This is a genomic window from Stenotrophomonas sp. YJH_SMC_82 (genome assembly GCF_059368875.1).
This window is the reverse complement of sequence record NZ_JCAFSE010000003.1, coordinates 154,262-172,621: the sequence shown is the minus strand read 5'-3', so window position 1 is coordinate 172,621 and position 18,360 is coordinate 154,262. Positions and strand designations below refer to the sequence as shown.

Annotated in this window: 18 protein-coding genes; 9 read left to right on the top strand and 9 right to left on the bottom strand. The window is 67.2% G+C overall.

The window, feature by feature from the left end; genetic code table 11:
- Positions 1–30 precede the first annotated feature (30 nt).
- Together AC5P53_RS13460 and AC5P53_RS13455 are read right to left on the bottom strand one after the other, a co-directional pair.
- Entirely contained in the window at positions 31–342 is a 312-nt protein-coding gene (locus AC5P53_RS13460; protein ID WP_495227457.1) for a DUF3817 domain-containing protein, read from the bottom strand.
- Between the two features lie 125 nt (positions 343–467).
- On the bottom strand, positions 468–1,403 hold the full coding sequence (locus tag AC5P53_RS13455; RefSeq protein WP_075077145.1) for a TIGR03571 family LLM class oxidoreductase: 936 nt from the start codon (positions 1,401–1,403) through the stop codon (positions 468–470).
- A gap of 66 nt (positions 1,404–1,469) precedes the next feature.
- Between AC5P53_RS13455 and AC5P53_RS13450 the strand changes: the two genes are divergently transcribed.
- The 5 genes from AC5P53_RS13450 (at position 1,470) to AC5P53_RS13430 (ending at position 5,659) form a co-directional block, all read left to right on the top strand.
- Positions 1,470–1,919, top strand: a complete 450-nt coding sequence (locus tag AC5P53_RS13450) for a GNAT family N-acetyltransferase (protein ID WP_032962518.1) — start codon at positions 1,470–1,472, stop codon at positions 1,917–1,919.
- 97 nt (positions 1,920–2,016) lie between these two features.
- On the top strand, positions 2,017–3,537 hold the full coding sequence (locus AC5P53_RS13445) for a thioredoxin family protein (protein WP_041863549.1): 1,521 nt from the start codon (positions 2,017–2,019) through the stop codon (positions 3,535–3,537).
- A gap of 585 nt (positions 3,538–4,122) precedes the next feature.
- Positions 4,123–4,752, top strand: a complete 630-nt coding sequence (locus AC5P53_RS13440; RefSeq protein WP_014647427.1) for a superoxide dismutase — start codon at positions 4,123–4,125, stop codon at positions 4,750–4,752.
- Positions 4,749–5,327, top strand: a complete 579-nt coding sequence (locus tag AC5P53_RS13435) for a flavin reductase family protein (protein WP_032962524.1) — start codon at positions 4,749–4,751, stop codon at positions 5,325–5,327. Before AC5P53_RS13440 ends, AC5P53_RS13435 begins: the two co-directional genes overlap by 4 nt.
- A complete protein-coding gene (locus tag AC5P53_RS13430) occupies positions 5,324–5,659 on the top strand; it encodes a tetratricopeptide repeat protein (RefSeq protein WP_241886962.1) in 336 nt (111 codons plus the stop codon). Before AC5P53_RS13435 ends, AC5P53_RS13430 begins: the two co-directional genes overlap by 4 nt.
- A gap of 5 nt (positions 5,660–5,664) precedes the next feature.
- Here AC5P53_RS13430 and AC5P53_RS13425 read toward each other — a convergent pair whose 3' ends face one another.
- On the bottom strand, positions 5,665–6,813 hold the full coding sequence (locus AC5P53_RS13425; RefSeq protein ID WP_014647430.1) for a fatty acid desaturase family protein: 1,149 nt from the start codon (positions 6,811–6,813) through the stop codon (positions 5,665–5,667).
- 11 nt (positions 6,814–6,824) lie between these two features.
- The gene (locus tag AC5P53_RS13420; protein WP_046431056.1) at positions 6,825–7,895 is read right to left on the bottom strand and encodes a ferredoxin reductase; all 1,071 of its coding nucleotides are present in this window, start codon (positions 7,893–7,895) and stop codon (positions 6,825–6,827) included.
- 92 nt (positions 7,896–7,987) lie between these two features.
- Between AC5P53_RS13420 and fabR the strand changes: the two genes are divergently transcribed.
- From fabR to AC5P53_RS13405, 3 genes are all read left to right on the top strand, one after another.
- On the top strand, positions 7,988–8,644 hold the full coding sequence (fabR, locus tag AC5P53_RS13415) for an HTH-type transcriptional repressor FabR (RefSeq protein ID WP_014647432.1): 657 nt from the start codon (positions 7,988–7,990) through the stop codon (positions 8,642–8,644).
- 267 nt (positions 8,645–8,911) lie between these two features.
- The gene (locus AC5P53_RS13410) at positions 8,912–11,071 is read left to right on the top strand and encodes a TonB-dependent receptor plug domain-containing protein (RefSeq protein WP_495227418.1); all 2,160 of its coding nucleotides are present in this window, start codon (positions 8,912–8,914) and stop codon (positions 11,069–11,071) included.
- Complete coding sequence (locus AC5P53_RS13405; RefSeq protein WP_241886965.1) at positions 11,061–11,609, top strand: thioredoxin-like domain-containing protein; 549 nt, start codon at positions 11,061–11,063, stop codon at positions 11,607–11,609. The genes AC5P53_RS13410 and AC5P53_RS13405 overlap by 11 nt, the downstream gene beginning before the upstream one ends.
- A 114-nt stretch (positions 11,610–11,723) precedes the next feature.
- Here AC5P53_RS13405 and mntR read toward each other — a convergent pair whose 3' ends face one another.
- Complete coding sequence (mntR, locus tag AC5P53_RS13400) at positions 11,724–12,194, bottom strand: manganese-binding transcriptional regulator MntR (RefSeq protein ID WP_014647435.1); 471 nt, start codon at positions 12,192–12,194, stop codon at positions 11,724–11,726.
- Between the two features lie 117 nt (positions 12,195–12,311).
- Between mntR and AC5P53_RS13395 the strand changes: the two genes are divergently transcribed.
- A complete protein-coding gene (locus AC5P53_RS13395; protein WP_049440868.1) occupies positions 12,312–13,643 on the top strand; it encodes an Nramp family divalent metal transporter in 1,332 nt (443 codons plus the stop codon).
- 62 nt (positions 13,644–13,705) lie between these two features.
- On the opposite strand, the gene AC5P53_RS13390 is transcribed toward AC5P53_RS13395, so the two are convergent.
- From AC5P53_RS13390 to AC5P53_RS13375, 4 genes are all read right to left on the bottom strand, one after another.
- Positions 13,706–14,032: a thioredoxin family protein gene (locus AC5P53_RS13390; RefSeq protein WP_005409967.1), complete on the bottom strand. Its 327-nt coding sequence runs from the start codon at positions 14,030–14,032 to the stop codon at positions 13,706–13,708.
- Positions 14,004–14,471, bottom strand: a complete 468-nt coding sequence (locus AC5P53_RS13385) for a flavodoxin (RefSeq protein ID WP_080355772.1) — start codon at positions 14,469–14,471, stop codon at positions 14,004–14,006. The genes AC5P53_RS13390 and AC5P53_RS13385 overlap by 29 nt, the downstream gene beginning before the upstream one ends.
- A gap of 25 nt (positions 14,472–14,496) precedes the next feature.
- Positions 14,497–15,537, bottom strand: coding sequence for a ribonucleotide-diphosphate reductase subunit beta (locus tag AC5P53_RS13380; protein WP_008267116.1), 1,041 nt, complete (start codon positions 15,535–15,537; stop codon positions 14,497–14,499).
- Between the two features lie 110 nt (positions 15,538–15,647).
- Positions 15,648–18,011, bottom strand: a complete 2,364-nt coding sequence (locus AC5P53_RS13375; protein ID WP_241886967.1) for a ribonucleoside-diphosphate reductase subunit alpha — start codon at positions 18,009–18,011, stop codon at positions 15,648–15,650.
- Positions 18,012–18,360 lie beyond the last annotated feature (349 nt).

Here is an 18,360-nt window from a genome sequence, read left to right as displayed (position 1 = left end):
ATTCTCTTGAACGGGCACGCAACAGCGACTTCAGCGCACCGCGCGCAGGCCCAACAGGCCACGGCGCTTGAACCACCATTCCAATGGCAGCGTCACCAGCGGCGGGATGGCTGCCAGTAGCGCCAGCGCACTGGCCCACCACGGCCAGCGCAGGCGCAGCGCCGCGAACAGCGTCACCGCCACATAGAGCAGGAACGCCACGCCGTGCAGGGGTCCGAACAGCTTCACCAGCGCCACGTTGGCCATGGGGCCGTACTTCATACACATGCCGATGAGCAGGCCGGCCCAGGTCACGGCCTCGATGAAAGCGACCGCGGCGAACAGGCGTCCGCTCGGGTGCATGGGGGAACGTTGGGTCACACGGGGCTCCGGCAGCGGGGTATCAAATGCGAATGATACGCAGATGCACACTGCATGTAGAGCCGAGCCGTGCTCGACTGCTGGAGCGTGTCCACCAAGGTGGACACCTACCGGGGCATATTCGGCAGAACCTGCTCCCCGATCTCACGCAACACCGCGTCCATCGGCCGCCCGTTGTCGACCAGATTGAACATCACGTGCGCCACGCCCTGCCCATGCACGCGCAGCAGATAGTCACGCAGGCCATCGCGGCCGACCTTCAGGCCCAGCGGCAGCGGCTCGGCTGGCGCCTGCGGATCTGCCTGCAGATCCAGAAGCATCGACTGCACGAATGGCTTGCCCGGCCCACCGCGCTGCACCAGCGCCTGCTGCCACAGGCCGATGCGCCCCTCCTGCGCGGCCTCCTCACGATGATAGGTGGCCCAGCCTTCGGCCTCGCGCGCGATCCACTGCAGGCTCTGCCGCGCGGTACCCACCACCAGCATCGGGATGCGGGTTGCCGGCGCCGGCAGCACGTCGAAGCCACCCGTGGCCTGCAGTACGGCGGTCCGCGCATCGGCCTCCGGTGACAACGCCGCGCGCAGCAACGTCCAGCGCTCACGGAAGGTCGTCGCCCTGCCCTCCAGATCCTCGCCGAAGGCGGCGAATTCTTCCGGGCGGTCACCCGAACCCAGGCCCAGCACGAACCGCCCTGCACTGATCCGGTCCAGGCTCAAGGCCGACTTCGCCACCTGCAACGGCTGGCGCAACGGCAACACGATGGCGGCGGTACCGACCGCGATGCGCGTGGTCGCGGCGGCCAGCATGCCCAGCCACAGGAAGGGGTCGTCCAGCGCGCTCACCGTCGCGTCCGGACCCTGCGGCACCATCAACGGTACATCGCGCGCCCACAACGCGGCGAAACCAAGATCGTCGGCCAGCCGCGCAATGCGCCGCGCCGCGCCCGGATCGGCCAGCCCATGCGCCGCAACGGGCGTCATCAGGCCCAGGCTCAGTCCCTGTTGCGGAAACAACGAAGCGTAGGCGGGATTGAATTCACTCATGGGACCAGCTTAGCGTGCAGGCAACCGGCGACGATGACACGCCACACGCCACAGGAAGAACGCTGCATGCCGAGGATCCGCCCCGCCCACATCGATGACCTGCCCGCGATGAGCGCGGTATGCCTGGCCGCATTCACTGCGGCCGTCGCGCCCTCGCTCAGCGCGGCCGGCATTGCTACGTTCGGCAGTGTCGCCGCCGCCGATGCGTTCGCTGCACGCCTGCAGGGTGACAACCACATCCTGGTGGCCGAGCAGGACGGCCGCATCCTCGGCGTGGTAGAGCTGAAGGAAGGCCGCCACCTGGCGATGCTGTTCGTCGATCCCGCCTGCCAGGGCCAGGGCATCGGCCATGCCCTGTTCGAAGCCGTGCTGCCGCACCTGCGCACACCGGTGCTGACCGTGCGCGCCTCGCTCAACGCAGTGCCTACCTACCTGCGCTATGGCTTCGTGCTGGACGGTGATGTCGGCGAGTTCAACGGGCTGGTGTACCAGCAGATGGTGCGGGCAGCCGCCTGAGGACAGCGGGTGTCATGCCCCGCTGCACGGCCGATATAAGCAAACTGAATCAGCACACTCCCCGGCCATTCCTACAATGGACTGTCCCCCCTTCGAGATGCCGCCGATGCGCGTCGCGCTTTCCGTGTTGCTGCTGGCTTCGGCGCTGAGCGCCTGCACCCCGGCCCCGGTGTCCACCGCCAGCTCCGCCGAGGCGCCCGCGCCGGCGTCCGCCATCGCCTGGCGCCAGGGCGATGTGGACGATGCCTTCGCCGAGGCCGCCGACAGCGGAAAGCCGGTGCTGCTGTACTGGGGCGCGGTCTGGTGCCCGCCGTGCAACCAGCTCAAGGCCGGCCTGTTCAAGGACCCGGCGTTCATCGCGTTGACCGGCAAGTTCGTGCCGGTCTACCTGGATGGCGACGAGGAAGGGGCACAGGCCTGGGGCGAACGCTTCGGGGTGCGCGGCTATCCGACCCTGATCGTGCTGGACCCACAACGCACTGAGCTCACCCGCGTGGCCGGCGGCAACGACGCGGCCGAACTGACCCGTGCGCTGACCGTCGCGGCCGGGCGCCGCAGCGCCATCGCCGCCACCCTGGCGACGGCACTGGCCACGCCGGACAGGCTGGCCGCCGAAGACTGGCAGGTGCTGGGCGACTACGGCTGGGAAGTCGACGCCAACCGCCTGGCCGGCGAGCGCAGGAGCCAGGATGTGCTGCGCCAGCTGTCCAAGGCCGCACCCGACGCGGCGCTGCAACGCCGCTTCGCCCTGCTGGCCCTGGCCACCGCCGACACGCCCGCCAGCTCGCCCACCGAGGTGCGTGAGCTGCTGCAGGCAGTGCTGGCGCAACCTGCCGAAGTCCGTCGTAACCGCGAACTGCTGGGCTACGCGGGCGCGACGCTGGTCAAGCAGGCCAGTGCGGGGCCGGCCACCAGCAACACGCTGGGACAGCAGCTGCTGGTCGCACTGGAGCGCGCAGATGCCGAGCGCGGCAACCGTGCCGACGACGCGCTGTCGCGTGCGCTGACCGAAGTGTCGCTGGCCCGTCAGCAGCAGCCCAACGGCGCACTGCCCGCGGCCCTGGTTGAGCGGGTCAAGCAGCGCGTGGCCGCTGCCGATGCCGCCGCCACCGATGCGCATGCACGCCAGGCCACGATCAGCAGCGCGGTCTACGCACTGCGCCAGGTCGGCGACGACGCGGGCGCCGAGGCGCTGTTGCTGGCCGAGCTGAAGCGCAGCGAGCAGCCGTACTACTACATGCCCGAGCTGGCCGAACTGGCCGAGCAGCGCGGCGACACCGCCGGCGCACTGGAGTGGCTGAAGCGCGCCTACGATGGCGCGCAGGGCCCGGCCACCCGCGTACAGTGGGGCGTGCTGTACGTGGAGGGCCTGTTGAAGCTGGCGCCGGACGATGCACCACGCATCGAGCAGGCCACCGCCTCGCTGATCGCCGAACTGGAAGCGCAGCCGTCGGGCTACCACCAGCGTACCCGCCAGCGTTTCGAGCGCCTGGCCGGGCAGTTGAAGACGTGGAGCGGCAAGCACCAGGGCGCCGAAACACTGGCGCGGCTGCAGCAGCGGATGCAGCAGGCGTGCGGGGAACAGGTTGATGGTGCGTGCAAGGATTGGTTGAGTTGAGTTGATGAAGGCGCTGGCGGCTGGTTCGCCTGCCGGCGCTTTTGTTGATATCGGCTGTGACGGGGGAAGGGGCTGGCCGGGACACGCCGTAAACCCATCCTTGGGGGCTCGATGGCGCCATCCATGGCGCCAACGGTCCCGGCCAGCCCCTTCCCCCGCCACCCGACGGTTTCCTGCGAGCGCGGGCAGCGCAACAGCGCGCCGGTGAGGTTCGAAAAGCGGGTTCTGGTAGTGCCGGCCGCTGGCCGGCAACCCGACCTTCGCTGATTGCCGGCCAGCGCCCGGCACTACCATGCCGCTCCTGCTCCTGCCTTTGACTCCGTCTCCGCGCCAGCGCAGGGAGCTGTCCTGCAGGGGCTGATGGGTCAGCGCAGGACCGGTGGCGCCGCGGATGGCGCCATCGAGCCCCCATGGATGGGTTCACGGCGTGTCCTGCGCTGACCCATCAGCCCCTGCCTGCCAGGAAGAATCAAGGCGACGAACGCGCACGCATTTCAATCCCGCCCCTTGACCTCAACCAATGTTGAGGTGCGATAACAATCTCCCCACGGCCAGCCCCTGGCCTTCCCCACGGAGATTGCTTCGATGTCGTACTCGCTTCCCCCGCTCCCCTACGCCTACGACGCCCTTGAGCCGCACTTCGATGCGCGCACGATGGAGATCCATCACAGCAAGCACCACCAGGCCTACGTCAACAACCTCAATGCCGCCATCGAGCAGGCCGGCATCGCCGAGCTGCCGGTCGAGGCGCTGATCGCCAACCTCGGTGCCGTGCCCGAGGCGCAGCGTGGCGCGGTCCGCAACAACGGCGGTGGCCACGCCAATCACAGCCTGTTCTGGACCGTGCTCAGCGCCGACGGTGGTGCACCCGATGAGGAACTGGCCACCGCCATCGACCGTGACCTGGGCAGCTTCGATGCCTTCAAGGACGCCTTCAGCAAGGCCGCGCAGACCCGTTTCGGCAGCGGCTGGGCCTGGCTGACCAGTGATCGCGATGGCCGCCTGCAGGTCGAAAGCAGCGCCAACCAGGACAGCCCGCTGATGGGTGCAACCGTGGGCCTGTCAGGCAATACCCCGATCCTCGCGCTGGACGTCTGGGAACACGCCTACTACCTGCACTACCAGAACCGTCGCCCGGACTACATCGGTGCGTTCTTCAACATCATCAACTGGGCCGAGGTCGGCCGGCGCTACCGCCAGGCCCGGGCCTCATGAGCGGCGAGACAGTGCCGTACGCCGGGCCGTGGGCGGGGGTCTTCCCCGCACCGGCGCCGGTGCCGTCGGTCGAGATGCCGCCGCGTGCCCTGCGGCGGCTGCTCGGCCATTTCCCGACCGGCGTGGCCATCGTCTGCGCGCGCGATGCACAGGGCAAGCCGGTCGGCCTGACCATCAACTCGTTCGTACCGGTCTCGCTGCAGCCACCGCTGGTGCTGTGGAACCTGGCGTTGCACGCGCAGAGCCTGTCCACCTTCCAGCGCGCCACCCGCTTTGCAATCAGCGTGCTGGCGGCCGACCAGGAAGCGCTGGCCCGGCGCTTCGCCGATCCGCAGGTCCGCAATCGCTTCGACGGCCTGGCATTGCTGGATGACGACGAGGACGCCCCACCCCGCATCGCCGGTGCGGTCGCCCATCTCACCTGTACCCGCCACGCACAGTGGCCGGTGGGCGATCACCTGCTGCTGGCCGGCCGCATCATCGACGTGCACGAGAACGGCGGCGCGCCGCTGCTGTTCCATCGCGGCCGCTTCCAGCCCGGCCCGGCCGAACTGCTGGTGGAGGTGCGCGGATGAACATCGAAGCTCTGGAATGCATGCTCGCCGCCGGCAAGGATGGCGCGCTGCTGCGCTTCGGCCTGGGCAAGGGCTGGCTGGATGCCGGCAACCCGGTGCGCGCGGCCACCCATCTGGGCCGTTGCGTGGTGCTTGATCCGCAGTACTCGGCGGCGTGGAAGCTGCTGGGCAAGGCCTGGCTGGCCAGTGGCCAGCCGCAGGCGGCGCGCGAAGCCTGGCAGCGCGGATTGAGCGTGGCCGGCAGCAAGGGCGACCAGCAGGCACGCAGGGAAATGCAGGTGTTCCTGCGCCGCCTGGACCGCGAGCGGGCGGAGCCGGCGAAGGCGGGCTGAGTTGATCAGCCCGCGTTGGCCGATGCCGGTGCGGACATGATGTCCGACATCGGCAGGCGGCGCGGCTTGCTCGGGAATGCGTGGCGCAGGATGCGCCAGACCACCTGGCCAAACTGGCGCGGCAGCGAGCCGTTGTTGTAGTGCTGGCCGTAGCGACGGCAGATGTCCTTCACTTCCTTGGCAATGGCCGCGTAGCGGTTGGCTGGCAGATCCGGGTAGAAGTGGTGCTCGATCTGGTGGCTGAGGTTGCCCGACAGCACGTTGATCAGGAAGCCGCCGCTGATGTTGGATGAACCGCGCAGCTGGCGCAGGTACCAGTGGCCGCGCGATTCATTGCGCAGGCATTCCTTCGGGAAGGTTTCCGATTCGGCGGTGAAGTGGCCGCAGAAGATGATCACGTAGGTCCAGATGTTGCGCAGTCCGTTGGCCACCATGTTGCCCAGCATCACGGTGAGGAAGAACGGGCCGGCCAGCAGCGGGAAGAACACGTAGTCCTTCAGCACCTGGCGGGCCATTTTCCGCGCCACCGGGCGGGTCTGCAGCCACATCGCACGGCCGCTGATACGGCCCTTCAGCCAGCGGCCCAGGCGCAGGTCCTGCGCGGCCACGCCCCACTGGAACAGCAGCGCGAAGATCGGCGCGATGATCGGCTGCAGCAGGTAGAACGGCTTCCAGCGCTGCTCCGGGAAGATGCGCAGCAGGCCATAACCGATGTCATCGTCCATGCCACGCACGTTGGTATAGGTGTGGTGGCGGAAATTGTGGGTCTTGCGCCAGTTGTCGGCAGTGGCAACGATGTCCCACTCATAGGTATTGCCGTTGAGCTTGGGGTCGCCGGTCCAGTCGAACTGGCCGTGCATGACGTTGTGGCCCAGCTCCATGTTCTCCAGGATCTTCGACAGCGCCAGCAGCAGCGTGCCGGTGATCGCGGCCGGCCACAGCAGCGGCATCCAGAACAGTGGCGAGAACGCCGCCAGGAACAGCAGGCCACGGCCCCCCACGCCAAACCAGCGCACGGCGGCGGCCACGCGGCGGATGTAGCGGGTATCGGAGGCGCCGAGGCTGCCGATCACACGGTCGCGGATCGCGTCGAGTTCCTCACCGAAGGCATGCATCTCGGCAGTACTCAGGGCACGGTCGGTAGCGCGGGTCATGGCAGGCGTCCTCAGAGATCCAGGGTCAGGTCGGTGGTCGGTGCGCTCACGCAGATCCGTACCGGCTGCGCCGATTCGGACTGCAGGTCGCCGGTGCGCAGGTGGCGGGTGGCGCCACTGACGCGGTCACAGCTGCAGGTGTTGCAGATGCCCATGCGGCAGCCATGCCTGGGCTTGATGCCATGCGCTTCCAGGCTTTCCAGCAACGAGCTGCCACGCGGCACGCTCAGCTGGCGGCCACTGCGCGCCAGCGTCAGCACGACCTCCCCTTCACTGCTGGCGTCACGCAGCGGTGCGGGAGGAGTGAACGCTTCCGCCTGGAAACCGGCAACCTGGTGCGCCAGGCGTTCGCGGGCGGCGGCAACGAAGCCGTCCGGGCCGCAGGCCAGCACATGGCGCTGCGCCAACGGGGTGTCATCGCCCGCCACCTGCAGGTCGTGGGCATCGATACGTGCGGCGGGCACATCCCCTTCGCGGGTGGTCAGCAGATGCACACGCAGGTTCGGCTGGCTGGCGGCCAACGCCTGCAGCTCATCACGGAACTGCAGGTGGGCGGCGCTGCGTTCCCAGTAGAACAGGTCCACCGGCGCTGCCAGCGGGCGCTGGCAGGCGTCGCGCAACAGGCTGCGCATCGGCGTGATGCCACTGCCGGCAGCCAGCAGCAACACCGGCGCCGCAGCCGGCATGTGGAACTCGCCGAAGGCGGCATCGAGGCGGAACAGTTCGCCCGGCTGCGCGTGGTTGACCAGGTGCTGGCTGACGAGGCCGCCGTCGATCGCCTTGACGGTGATCGCCAGCTCGCGCCGACCCAGTGCGGTGGGGCTGTAGCTGCGCTGCCACAGGCGCCCTTCAATCTCCACGCCCAGGGTGACGTGCTGGCCGGCGCGCATGCCGGCCCAGTGCCGGTTGGTGCGCAGGACCAGGGTCGCCGCGCCCTCGCCGGCCGGCTCTCGCCGGACCAGGCGGGCCACCGGCTCGCGCAGGGTCCACAGGGGATTGAGCTGGCCCGCCCAGAAATCGAACAGCGACGGCGAGACCCAGCGGTACGGAGAGAACAGGGACGGACGGACGACAGCGCTCATGGGCGAACTATACGGGCGCACATACACCTGTGTATACATGTGTATATTGAACCGGATTGGGTATGATTCAGCCTCGCCCCACCGGAACCCCCATGGCCGCCGCCACCGCCTTGTCGACGCCTGAAGATGCCAACAGCCCGGCCCGCCGTACGGTGAGCCGCGAGGACCTGCTGGCCGCCGCCCTGAAACTGATCGGGCCGCACCGCAGCCTGTCCACGCTCAGCCTGCGCGAAGTGGCACGTGAGGCCGGCATCGCGCCGAACAGCTTCTACCGGCAGTTCCGCGACATGGACGAACTGGCCGTGGCGCTGATCGACGCCGCCGGCCGTTCGCTGCGGACAATCATCGGCGAGGCCCGCCAGCGCGCCACCTCCACCGCCACCAGCGTGGTGCGGGTTTCGGTGGAGACCTTCATGGAACAGCTGCGCGCCGACGACAAGCTGCTGCACGTACTGCTGCGCGAAGGCGCGGTGGGTTCGGACGACTTCAAGCACGCGGTCGAACGTGAGCTGCACTATTTCGAGGAAGAGCTGCAGCACGACCTGGTGCGCCTGGCCGCGCTGGACGGCGCCGTGCTGCATGCCCCGGAACTGGTGGCCAAGGCCATCACCCGGCTGGTGTTCGCGATGGGTGCCACCGCCATGGACCTGCCGCCGGAGAAGGACCCGGAGCTGATCGAAGAGATCTCCACGATGATCCGCATGATCATCGTCGGCGCCCGCACGCCCGCCGCGTTCCGCCGCGGCTGACGATCGCCCCCGGGGTCGGATCCCTTCCAGGGGAAAGGGCTCTGACCCCAACCACACAGCGACACCAACCTCCGTGCATGACCACAGGCAGGGTTGTGGCCGCCAAATGTAATGTTATAACACCGCCATGATCTGGCTCGATCGGCGTTCCGCTCGGAATGACTGCGGCGTCATTATATAGCACTTGCTATATTGATAAGCCACTGCTTTCATATGCGTCAGCCAGGTCGCCCTCGCCGCCTTTCTTTCCCCAAGGACGACGCCCTCATGCCCGTTGCCACGCCCCTCTTCGATCGGCTGCCCCTGGCCGCCGCCATTGCCCTGACCCTGCCGCTGGCTGCACTGGCCGCCACTCCGAAACCGACCGAACTGGACCGTGTGCAGGTCAAGGTGAGCACCGCCACGCGCAGCGAGCGCCTGCTGTCGGACGTGCCGATCCGCACCGAAGTGCTGCGCAAGGAAGACATCGCGCTGCGCGCGGCCACCGACTTCTCGCGCGCCGCCGAGCTGATCAACGGCCTGCGCGTGGAGAGCAACTGCCAGAACTGCAACACCAGCGGAGTACAGCTGCTGGGCCTGCCCGGTGCCTACAACCAGCTGCTGTTCGATGGCATCCCGCTGCTGTCCACGCTGGGCAGCGTGTACGGCCTGGAACAGATCCCGGCCGGGTTCGTCGACCGCATCGAAGTGGTCAAGGGCGGTGGCTCGGCGCTGTACGGCCCGGGTGCGGTTGCCGGTGTGATCAACCTGATTCCGCCGCTGCCGGCACGCAGTGGCGGCCATGTCCAGGCCGGCGTGGATGTCCTGAAAGGTACGCCGCAGAAGAACGCCGACGTGCGGCTGGACCTGGTGGCCAGGGAAGCAGACGCCGGCCTGTCGGTGATTGCCCAGCGCAACTGGAACAACGGCATCGACTACAACGGTGACGGCTACACCGAGATCACCCGCAAAAACCTCAAGGTCGGCGGGCTGCAGGCGTGGTACGCGCCCACGCCGGGCACGCGGCTGCGCCTGGACCTGCAGGTGACCGATGAAACCCGCCGCGGCGGCAACCGCCTGGACCAGCCCGAATACCTGGCCAACATCGCCGAATCGCTGGATACGAAATACCGGCGCGGCAGTGTGTCGTGGGACCAGGAGATCACTGCCGACGTCGATTTCCGCCTGGCCTACGCCTTCGCCGACATCGACCGCGACAGCTTCTACGGCGGTCTCGGCGACGTAGTCACCGATCGGTCCGCACCCGGCTATGACCCGTCGCAGCTGGACCGCAACGTGGCCGGCAGCGCGGCCTCGCGTTCGTGGCGCCAGTACGGCCGCACCCACAACCCGCTGCACTACATCGACAGCCAGTTGAACTGGCGGCTGGGCGCGCATGCGCTGGCCTTCGGCGTGCAGTACAAGCACGAGGCGCTGCGCGACGACAACCGCACCGGTGACGGGCAGCGTCTTGCGGTGCTGGAGGATGCGACCTTCCACAACCTGGGCGCGTTCATCCAGGACGAATGGAGCCTGCGCGACAACGTCGACCTGGTGCTGGGTGCACGCGTGGACAAGAGCTCGGAACTGGACAGCGCGGTGTTCTCGCCGCGCATCGCGCTGGCCTGGCAGGCCACGCCAAACCTGAAATGGCGGGCGGGCATCGCCACCGGCTTCCGTGCTCCGGAGATCTTCGTTGAGGATGTGCACGTCGATACGCTCGGTGGCGAGCAGGTGCGCGTGCGCAATACCGATGGCCTGAAGGAGGAGCGCGCGTTGACCACCCTGTTCGGCTTCGACTGGCGCTCGGACCCGGCCAATCCGGTGTGGAGCTGGGATGCTACCGCCTCCTATGCACGCATCCGCGATACCTTCGCGCTGGGCGAGATCCAGCGCAGCGATGACGGCCAGCTGAGCCAGCTGCGTTACAACGCCTCCGGCTCGGACGTGCTGGGTGCGGAAACCAACCTCGGCTGGCAGCCGTCGCCGCAGTGGCGCCTGACCGCCGGCGCCTCGTGGTACCGCTCGCGCTTCCGCGAGCCGCAGCGCATCTTCGACGACAGCGGCGACGGTGGCGACACCGTGATCGAAAGCCGCGACTACCTGAAGACTCCGCGCTGGACCGGCCTGGCCCAGCTCAGCTGGATGCCGGCCGAACCGTGGGAGACCTTCGTCGCGCTGCGCCATACCGGGCCGATGTCGGTGCTGAACAACCGGTTGGGCGAACTGCACCGCACGCGTTCGTTCCTGGTCACCGATCTCGGGGCGCGTTGGCACCGTCACCTGGGCGCACAGGCGCAGCAGGAAGTGTCGGTGGCCGCGGGCGTCAAGAACGTGTTCGATCAGCGCCAGAAGGATCTGGAAGTGGGCGCACTGCGTGACAGCGACTATGTCTACGGGCCGCGCTTCGCGCGCTCGTGGTATGTCAACCTGCGCTATGCGTTCTGAAGCGCTGCGAGCGTTGGTGCTGGCCTGTGCCGTGCTGCCGGCCACACCGACGGTGGCTGCGGACCTGCACGCGCAGGTCTCGGCCTCGTTGATGCGGCCGGAGCAGCGCTCGCTGCGGCCGATGCAGTGGTCGCCGCCGCCGAAGCTGGTCGCGCTGTACTTCGGTGCCGACTGGTGCGCACCGTGCCATGCGTTCGTCCCCACGCTGCGCAGCGTGCGCGACGCATTGCGCGAAGCCGGCGCCGATACCGAAGTGGTGTACGTCAGCCTGGATGAGAGCGAGAGCGCGCTGCGCCGCTACATGCACGCGCAGGACATGCCGTGGCCGGTGCTGGACCCGCGCCGCGCCGCGCGCATGCCGGCGCTGCAGGCATTGGCCGGGCTGGCACCGCCGAACCTGGTACTGATCGATGCCGACGGCACGGTGCTGGCCAACGGCTGGCAAGGCCGGCGCTATGAAGGCCTGCAGCCGGTGTTGAAGGAATGGATGAAACGGGCGTGTGCGCAGCAGCAGGCGCGCTGCCCGCCCGATCTGTAGAGTCGAGCCACGCTCGACGCATTCGATCAGCGTGCGAACGGCAGCCGAGCATGGCTCGGCTCTACAAAAACCGGGATCGCGCGAACGGCCGGAGGCCATGGCCCGGCGCTACCGCTACGGCGCCTCGCCCTCGGCCTTGCGCACGAAGGCTTCGAACAATGCCAGCGTCTGCTCGCTCACATGGTGCTCGATGCCCTCGGCATCGCGCCGCGCGGTATCCGCGTCCACGCCCAGCGCCAGCAGGAAACGCTCCACGGTCTGGTGGCGCTGGCGGCTGGCGTGGGCCAGCGCTTCGCCTTCCGGGGTCAGGAACACGCCACGGTACGGCCGCTGTACCACCCAGCCATCACGGGCCAGGCGCCGCAGCATCTTCGCCACGGTGGGCTGGGCCACGCCCAGTCGGGTGGCAATGTCGACCTGGCGGGCCTCGCCGCCGTCGGCCAGCAGGTCCGAAATCAGCTCGACATAGTCCTCCACCAGCTCCATCCGGTGCGCCTCGCGCACTTGCCGGAAGCTCTCGACCTGGCGCTCGGCCTCGATCAAGGGGGTGCTTTTCAGCGATGTCGAATCGTCGGTCTTGCCCACGCCTGCGCCTGTCCTTCCGGTGCAATCCGGTGTTGAACCTGAATTCTGGACCAGTCACACGATAAAGACGATTGTTTCACATTGCTAATGACTATAGCAGGAGCTATATTCGGACCCATGAACACCCTGGCGCCCCGCGACCCTTCGGCCTCCACTCCGGCCAGCCTGGGTGCGCTCAACGCCTCGGTCGCGGTGCCCGACAAGGGCCATTGGTGGTTCCGCCTGCTGGCCTTCCTCGGCCCGGGCTACATGATCTCGGTCGGCTACATGGACCCTGGCAACTGGGCCACTGACCTCGCCGGCGGTTCGCGCTTCGGCTACCTGCTGCTGTCGGTCATCCTCGTCTCCAACCTGATGGCGGTGATCCTGCAGGCGCTGTCGGCGCGGCTCGGCATCGCCACCGGCATGGACCTGGCGCAGGCCTGCCGCGCGCGTTACCCCAAGCCGGTGAACCTGGCGCTGTGGGCGCTGTGCGAGGCGGCGATCATCGCCTGCGACCTGGCCGAGGTGATCGGCACCGCCATCGCACTGAAACTGCTGTTCGATCTGCCACTGCTGTGGGGTGCGGTGATCACCGCGCTGGACACGCTGCTGGTGCTGCTGCTGATGAACCGCGGCTTCCGTGCGCTGGAAGCGTTCGTGATCGCGCTGCTGATGGTGATCTTCGCCTGCTTCGTGGTGCAGATCGCGATGGCTGCGCCGCCGGTGATGGCGGTGCTGGGCGGCTTCATTCCGCGCGCGCAGGTGGTGACCGATCCGCACGCGCTGTACATCGCGATCGGCATCATTGGTGCCACCGTGATGCCGCACAACCTGTACCTGCATTCGTCCATCGTGCAGACCCGCGCCTACCCACGTACCGATGAAGGCCGCCGCAGTGCGCTGCGCTGGGCGGTGACCGACAGCACCCTCGCGCTGACCCTGGCGCTGTTCATCAACGCCAGCATCCTGATCCTGGCGGCGGCGGTGTTCCATGCCAATGGCCGATTTGATGTGGAAGACATCGAGCAGGCGCACCAGCTGCTGGCACCGATGCTGGGTGTGGGCGCGGCGGCGACGTTGTTCGCGGTGGCCCTGCTGGCCTCGGGCCTGAATTCGACGGTGACCGCCACGCTGGCCGGCCAGATCGTGATGGAAGGCTTCCTGCACCTGCGAATGCCGCCGTGGCTGCGTCGGCTGATCACGCGTGCGCTGGCCATCATCCCGGTGGTGGTGGTGATCCTGCTGTTCGGCGACCAGGGCGCGGTGAAGCTGCTGGTGCTGAGCCAGGTGGTGCTGTCGATGCAGTTGCCGTTCGCGATCATCCCGCTGGTACGGATCGTGACCGACAAGGTGACGATGGGCGCGCTGGTCGCACCGCGCTGGCTGGGCGCGATCGCCTGGGTGATCGCGCTGGTCATCGTGGTGTTGAACGTGAAGCTGCTGGTGGACACCTTCGCCGGGGCGTAAACCGCATCCCTGGGGTCGGACTCCCTGCCGCAGGCAAGGGCTCCGACCCCGCCATCTCCATGCTACAGATGCAACGCAATCGCGGCCTCGATCTGCTGCGGCGACTGGAACCCTGCCAGGCGGGTACGTTCGTCCCCGTCACGGAACAGCGAGAGCGTCGGCGTCTGCCGCAGCCCCAGTTCCCTGAAGAACGCCTCGCCCAGCACCTCCAGCTGCACGCGCAGCAGCGTGGTGCCCTGCCCCGCGACGCTGTTGGCCACCCGGTGCAGCGACATCTCCAGCATCCGGCACCCCGGGCACTGGTCCTTGTGGAAGTCCACCAGTACGCGCGGGTGTTCGGCCAGCAGCTGCTGGAACTGCTCAGGCGTGGTGGCGTCGATGATCTGCATCGCTGTTGCTCCAGTAATGGGCCAGGACCGCATCGGTCCAAGCCTCGATGGCCGCGGCATGGCGCTCGCCATGCGGCATCTGTTCGATCTCCAGCGGCGGATAGTCGCTGTGGAAGTAGCGGATCAGCCGGTGCACAGCACCGCAGTAGTACTCCTGCCCCCACTGTGTCTCGCCGGTACCGAACACCGCCAGCTGCCGCGGCCGCTCGCCGCGCTCGGCGATGCCAGCCACCCATGCCTTCATCTCCGAAGGCGTGCGGCCGGCGTTGTCGGTCCAGCAGCCCAGCAGCACCAGGTCGGCCTCGTCGGCCGCCAGGGACGGCGCCTGCTGCGGGTCGTCGGCCTCCTGCCAGTGCACGGCATGGCCTGCAGCGCGGCAACGCTCGGCAATCTGCCGGCCAAGCTCGCGGGTGTTGCCGCTCAGTGAGGCCACCACCAGCAGGATGCTCAGCGCCGTGCCGGACTCAGAGGTCGTCGAAGCCGTTGTCGACGTTGGTCTTCTTGTAACTTGCATTGCGCATCTCGAAGAAGTCGGTCTTGGTCTCGGTGAAGTTGTCAGCGTAGGCCTTGATCCACGGCATCACGTTGTCGGTGGTGTCGCTGTACAGGCGCTCGATGCCGAGCATGCCGGCCATCTTGTTGGCGCGGTACTTCACGTAGCGCGTCATTTCCTCCACATCGATGCCATCGATGCCGTCCAGTACTTCCGATGACCACTGGGTTTCCAGTTCGATGGCGTGCTCGAACGCCTGGTGCACATAGGCGGTCAGTTCGTTGGTCTGCAGCTCCGGGTTCTCGCCGATGATGGCGCGGATCAGCTCGCTGATGAACTTGGTATGGGCCAGTTCGTCGCGGTTGATGAAACTGATGATCTTGCCGGTGCCGGTCATGCGGTTCTGCCGCACCATGTTGTAGAAGTACGCAAATCCGGAATAGAAGTTGATGCCCTCCAGGATCGAGGACTGGATCAGCGACTTCAACAGGGTCTCGGCGGTCTTCTCGCGCATGAAGTCGTCATACGCGCCCATGATCGGCGCGTTGCGCTTGATGATGGTCGGATGGGTGCGCGCCAGTTCAAATACGCGGTTCTGGTTCGGCAGGTCGGTGATCGAGGCCAGCACATAGCTGTAACTCTCGTTGTGGATCACTTCCTGCTGGCCGATGATCGCGGCATTGGCATGCGCGGCCGGGTCGGTGATGTACTCGGCCACGTTGTAGATGAAGCGCGTCTGCGGTGAGTCGAGCGTGGCCAGCAGGCCGATGATCGAGTCGTAGGCGTTCTTTTCGCGCCCGGACAGCTCGCCGTACTGGCGCGCATCGGCCTTCATGTCGACCTCGTCGGGGATCCAGAAGTTGGTCGACAGCTCCTTGTAGGCCCGATAGAACGACGGGTACGGGATGTCATTCCAGTTCAGGATCCCGCTGGTGCGGCCGTTGATGATGCCGGTGCTGCGGTTGGGATGGCGCGGTTCGAGGATCTTGATGCGGTCGAGGGGTGTTGCCATGGTCGTCTACCTTCGTATTACGTGCGTTGCAGATGTAGAGCCGAGCCCATGCTCGGCTGCTCTTCGCGTCGGAGCCGAGCGTGGGTTCGGCTCTACAGGGGCCGCAGCGGTCAGCTGGCGCACCACTCGCATTCGCTGATGTCGATGTCGTTGGAGCGCACGTAGTACGTGGTCTTCAGGCCTTCACGCCAGGCGCTCAGGTGCAGCTCCAGCAGGGTGCTGGCGCGGATCGTGCTGGGCACGTACAGGTTGAAGCTGATCGACTGATCAACATGGCGCTGGCGACGCGCGTTCTGGCGCACGCTGGCGAACTGGTCGACCTTGTACGCCCCCTTCTCGTAGTACGTCCAGGTTTCCAGCGACAACCCCGGCGCTGCCACCGGCCGCCGGAAGTCCTTTTTTTCCTCGTAGTAGAACGCGCTGTAGATCGGGTCGATCGATGCGGTGGAACCGGCGATCTGCGCGGTGCTCATGTTCGGCGCCACCGCCAGCAGCCAGCCGTTGCGCAGGCCGTGCGTGGCGACCTCGCGCGCCAGGCTGTCCCATGCGGCGCCAGTGTAGTCGCGGTCACGGAAGTAACGCCCGTTGTGCCAATCGCTGCCGGTGAACATCGGATAGCTGCCCTTTTCCTTCGCCAGTTGCGCGCTGGCCTGGATGGTCAGGAAATTGATGCGCTCATACAGGCGGTCGGCCAGTTGTTCGGCATCCGGTGAATCCCACTGGATCGCCTGCTGCGCCAGCAGGTGGTGCCAACCGAACGTGCCCAGTCCGATGGCGCGGTACTTGCGGTTGGTGATCGTGGCCTGCGGCACCGGCAGTGCGTTGAGGTCGATCACGTTGTCCAGCATGCGCACCTGGATCGGGATCAGGCGCTCCAGCACATCGGTGGCCAGCAGGTCATCCGGCGCACGGATCGCGCGGCCGAGGTTGATCGAAGACAGGTTGCAGACCACGAAGTCGCCGGCGCGGCGTGTGGTGACGATCTGGTCGCCGCTGACGATCTCCTGGATCATCCGCGTCGGGCTCATGTTCTGCAGGATCTCGGTGCACAGGTTGCTGGAATAGATCATGCCGGCGTGCTTGTTCGGGTTACGGCGGTTGACCTCGTCGCGGTAGAACAGGAACGGGTTGCCCGTCTCCAGCTGGCTGAGCATGATCCGCTTGAACAGATCGATCGCCTTCACCGTGCGCCGGCTGATGCGCTCGTCGGCCACCAGTTCGGCGTAGCGGTCGCGGAAGCTGCCCGCGCCGCGCTTCTCGTCGTAGAAGTCCTGCAGGTGCCAGCCCTTGGCCTGCTTCACCTCGTGCGGGTCGAACAGGTACCAGTCGGCACGGCGTTCGACTGCTTCCATGAACAGGTCCGGCACGCACACCGAGGTGAACACATCATGCGCGCGCAGGCGCTGGTCGCCGTTGTTGAGGCGCAGGTCCATGAAGGCTTCGATGTCGCGGTGCCAGATGTCCAGGTACACCGCCACCGCGCCCTTGCGCTGGCCAAGCTGGTCGACCGAAACTGCGGTGTTGTTGAGCTGCTTGATCCACGGCACTACGCCGCCGGAGGAATTGGGCACGCCCCGTATCGGCGCGCCGCTGCTGCGCACATAGCCCAGATAGGCACCCACGCCGCCGCCGTGCTTGGACACGCGGGCGATGTCGGTATTGGAGTCATAGATGCCCTGCAGGCTGTCGTCCACCGTGTCGATGAAGCAGCTGGACAGTTGCCCCCCGACCTTGCCGGCGTTGGCCAGGGTCGGCGTGGCCACCGTCATGTACAGGTTGGACAGCGCCCAGTACGCCTCGCCGACCAGCTGCATGCGCCGCTCGCGCGGCTTTTCTTCCTGCATGAGGTACAGCGCGATGGTCAGCCAACGCTCCTGCGGCAGCTCATAGACCTCGCGGCTGCGGTCGCTGGCCAGATAGCGCGTGGCCAGCAGGTACAGGCCGTTGTAGGCGAACAGGCGGTCGCGTTCCGGGTCGATCATCCCGCCGGCCTGCTGCAGTTCTTCCTTCGAGTAGCAGCGCAGGATGTCGTTGCTGTAGATGCCGCGGTCAGCCAGGCTTTCCTGCAGGCCCACGTAGGAGCCGTACTTCAGGCCGACATCGTAGAAGCGGTTGCGGCTGGCACGCTTGTACAGGCGGCGCAGGTAGATGCGCGCGGCAAACTGCTCCCACTCCGGCGCGACGAGGTCCACGCGCGATTCGGCCTCGCGGATCAGCAGATCGACAAGGTCATCGGCGCTGATGCTGGGCTTGCGCTCGACCATTGCCTGCACCACGCGGCGGTAGTCGCTCACATCCAGCTGCGGGAACTCGGCGTGCACCGCATCGATGCTGCGCTGCAGGCGCTCGGCGTCGAATGGCAGGCGGCGGTTGCCGGCCTCCTTGGTGACCCAGGTCGGCACGCGCTCGCCACCGGCGCGCAAGGCGTCGCCAGCGCCGGCCAGTTCGGCCACGCGGAAGGTACTGTCGGTCATGGTGGTGAAGCTCCAGGCTCGCACGCGCGTTGGCGGTCGATGCCATGGCGGCCCTGCACGCGATACCGGCGCACGGGGCGGTCGGGGTGGGATGCCAAAGCGCGGGAACACCAGATCGTCGGCAACAGCCTGCGCCTGCGGCCGGTATCCGGGCCGTGGGGGCGATCTGGGTCCGCACGATGGCGGCCGCGTCGACACGGCAAGCCTTCAGGGGCGGGCCGCGGGACGTTTGCTGCGTGTCCGGCGGCGGCGGCTGACCGGGAGTGACGACCACAACATAGTGGGGATAATCGGAACCGTCAACACAAGATGCGGCAATCACGACATGCCGCGACGATCAGTCGCAGGA

Excerpts from the sequence above, each read along its gene's own strand:
- AC5P53_RS13460 (WP_495227457.1), bottom strand. The coding sequence starts at position 342 with ATGCACCCGAGCGGACGCCTGTTCGCCGCGGTCGCTTTCATCGAGGCC.
- AC5P53_RS13455 (WP_075077145.1), bottom strand. The coding sequence starts at position 1,403 with ATGAGTGAATTCAATCCCGCCTACGCTTCGTTGTTTCCGCAACAGGGA.
- AC5P53_RS13450 (WP_032962518.1), top strand. The coding sequence starts at position 1,470 with ATGCCGAGGATCCGCCCCGCCCACATCGATGACCTGCCCGCGATGAGC.
- AC5P53_RS13445 (WP_041863549.1), top strand. The coding sequence starts at position 2,017 with ATGCCGCCGATGCGCGTCGCGCTTTCCGTGTTGCTGCTGGCTTCGGCG.
- AC5P53_RS13440 (WP_014647427.1), top strand. The coding sequence starts at position 4,123 with ATGTCGTACTCGCTTCCCCCGCTCCCCTACGCCTACGACGCCCTTGAG.
- AC5P53_RS13435 (WP_032962524.1), top strand. The coding sequence starts at position 4,749 with ATGAGCGGCGAGACAGTGCCGTACGCCGGGCCGTGGGCGGGGGTCTTC.
- AC5P53_RS13430 (WP_241886962.1), top strand. The coding sequence starts at position 5,324 with ATGAACATCGAAGCTCTGGAATGCATGCTCGCCGCCGGCAAGGATGGC.
- AC5P53_RS13425 (WP_014647430.1), bottom strand. The coding sequence starts at position 6,813 with ATGACCCGCGCTACCGACCGTGCCCTGAGTACTGCCGAGATGCATGCC.
- AC5P53_RS13420 (WP_046431056.1), bottom strand. The coding sequence starts at position 7,895 with ATGAGCGCTGTCGTCCGTCCGTCCCTGTTCTCTCCGTACCGCTGGGTC.
- fabR (WP_014647432.1), top strand. The coding sequence starts at position 7,988 with ATGGCCGCCGCCACCGCCTTGTCGACGCCTGAAGATGCCAACAGCCCG.
- AC5P53_RS13410 (WP_495227418.1), top strand. The coding sequence starts at position 8,912 with ATGCCCGTTGCCACGCCCCTCTTCGATCGGCTGCCCCTGGCCGCCGCC.
- AC5P53_RS13405 (WP_241886965.1), top strand. The coding sequence starts at position 11,061 with ATGCGTTCTGAAGCGCTGCGAGCGTTGGTGCTGGCCTGTGCCGTGCTG.
- AC5P53_RS13395 (WP_049440868.1), top strand. The coding sequence starts at position 12,312 with ATGAACACCCTGGCGCCCCGCGACCCTTCGGCCTCCACTCCGGCCAGC.
- AC5P53_RS13390 (WP_005409967.1), bottom strand. The coding sequence starts at position 14,032 with ATGCAGATCATCGACGCCACCACGCCTGAGCAGTTCCAGCAGCTGCTG.
- AC5P53_RS13380 (WP_008267116.1), bottom strand. The coding sequence starts at position 15,537 with ATGGCAACACCCCTCGACCGCATCAAGATCCTCGAACCGCGCCATCCC.
- AC5P53_RS13375 (WP_241886967.1), bottom strand. The coding sequence starts at position 18,011 with ATGACCGACAGTACCTTCCGCGTGGCCGAACTGGCCGGCGCTGGCGAC.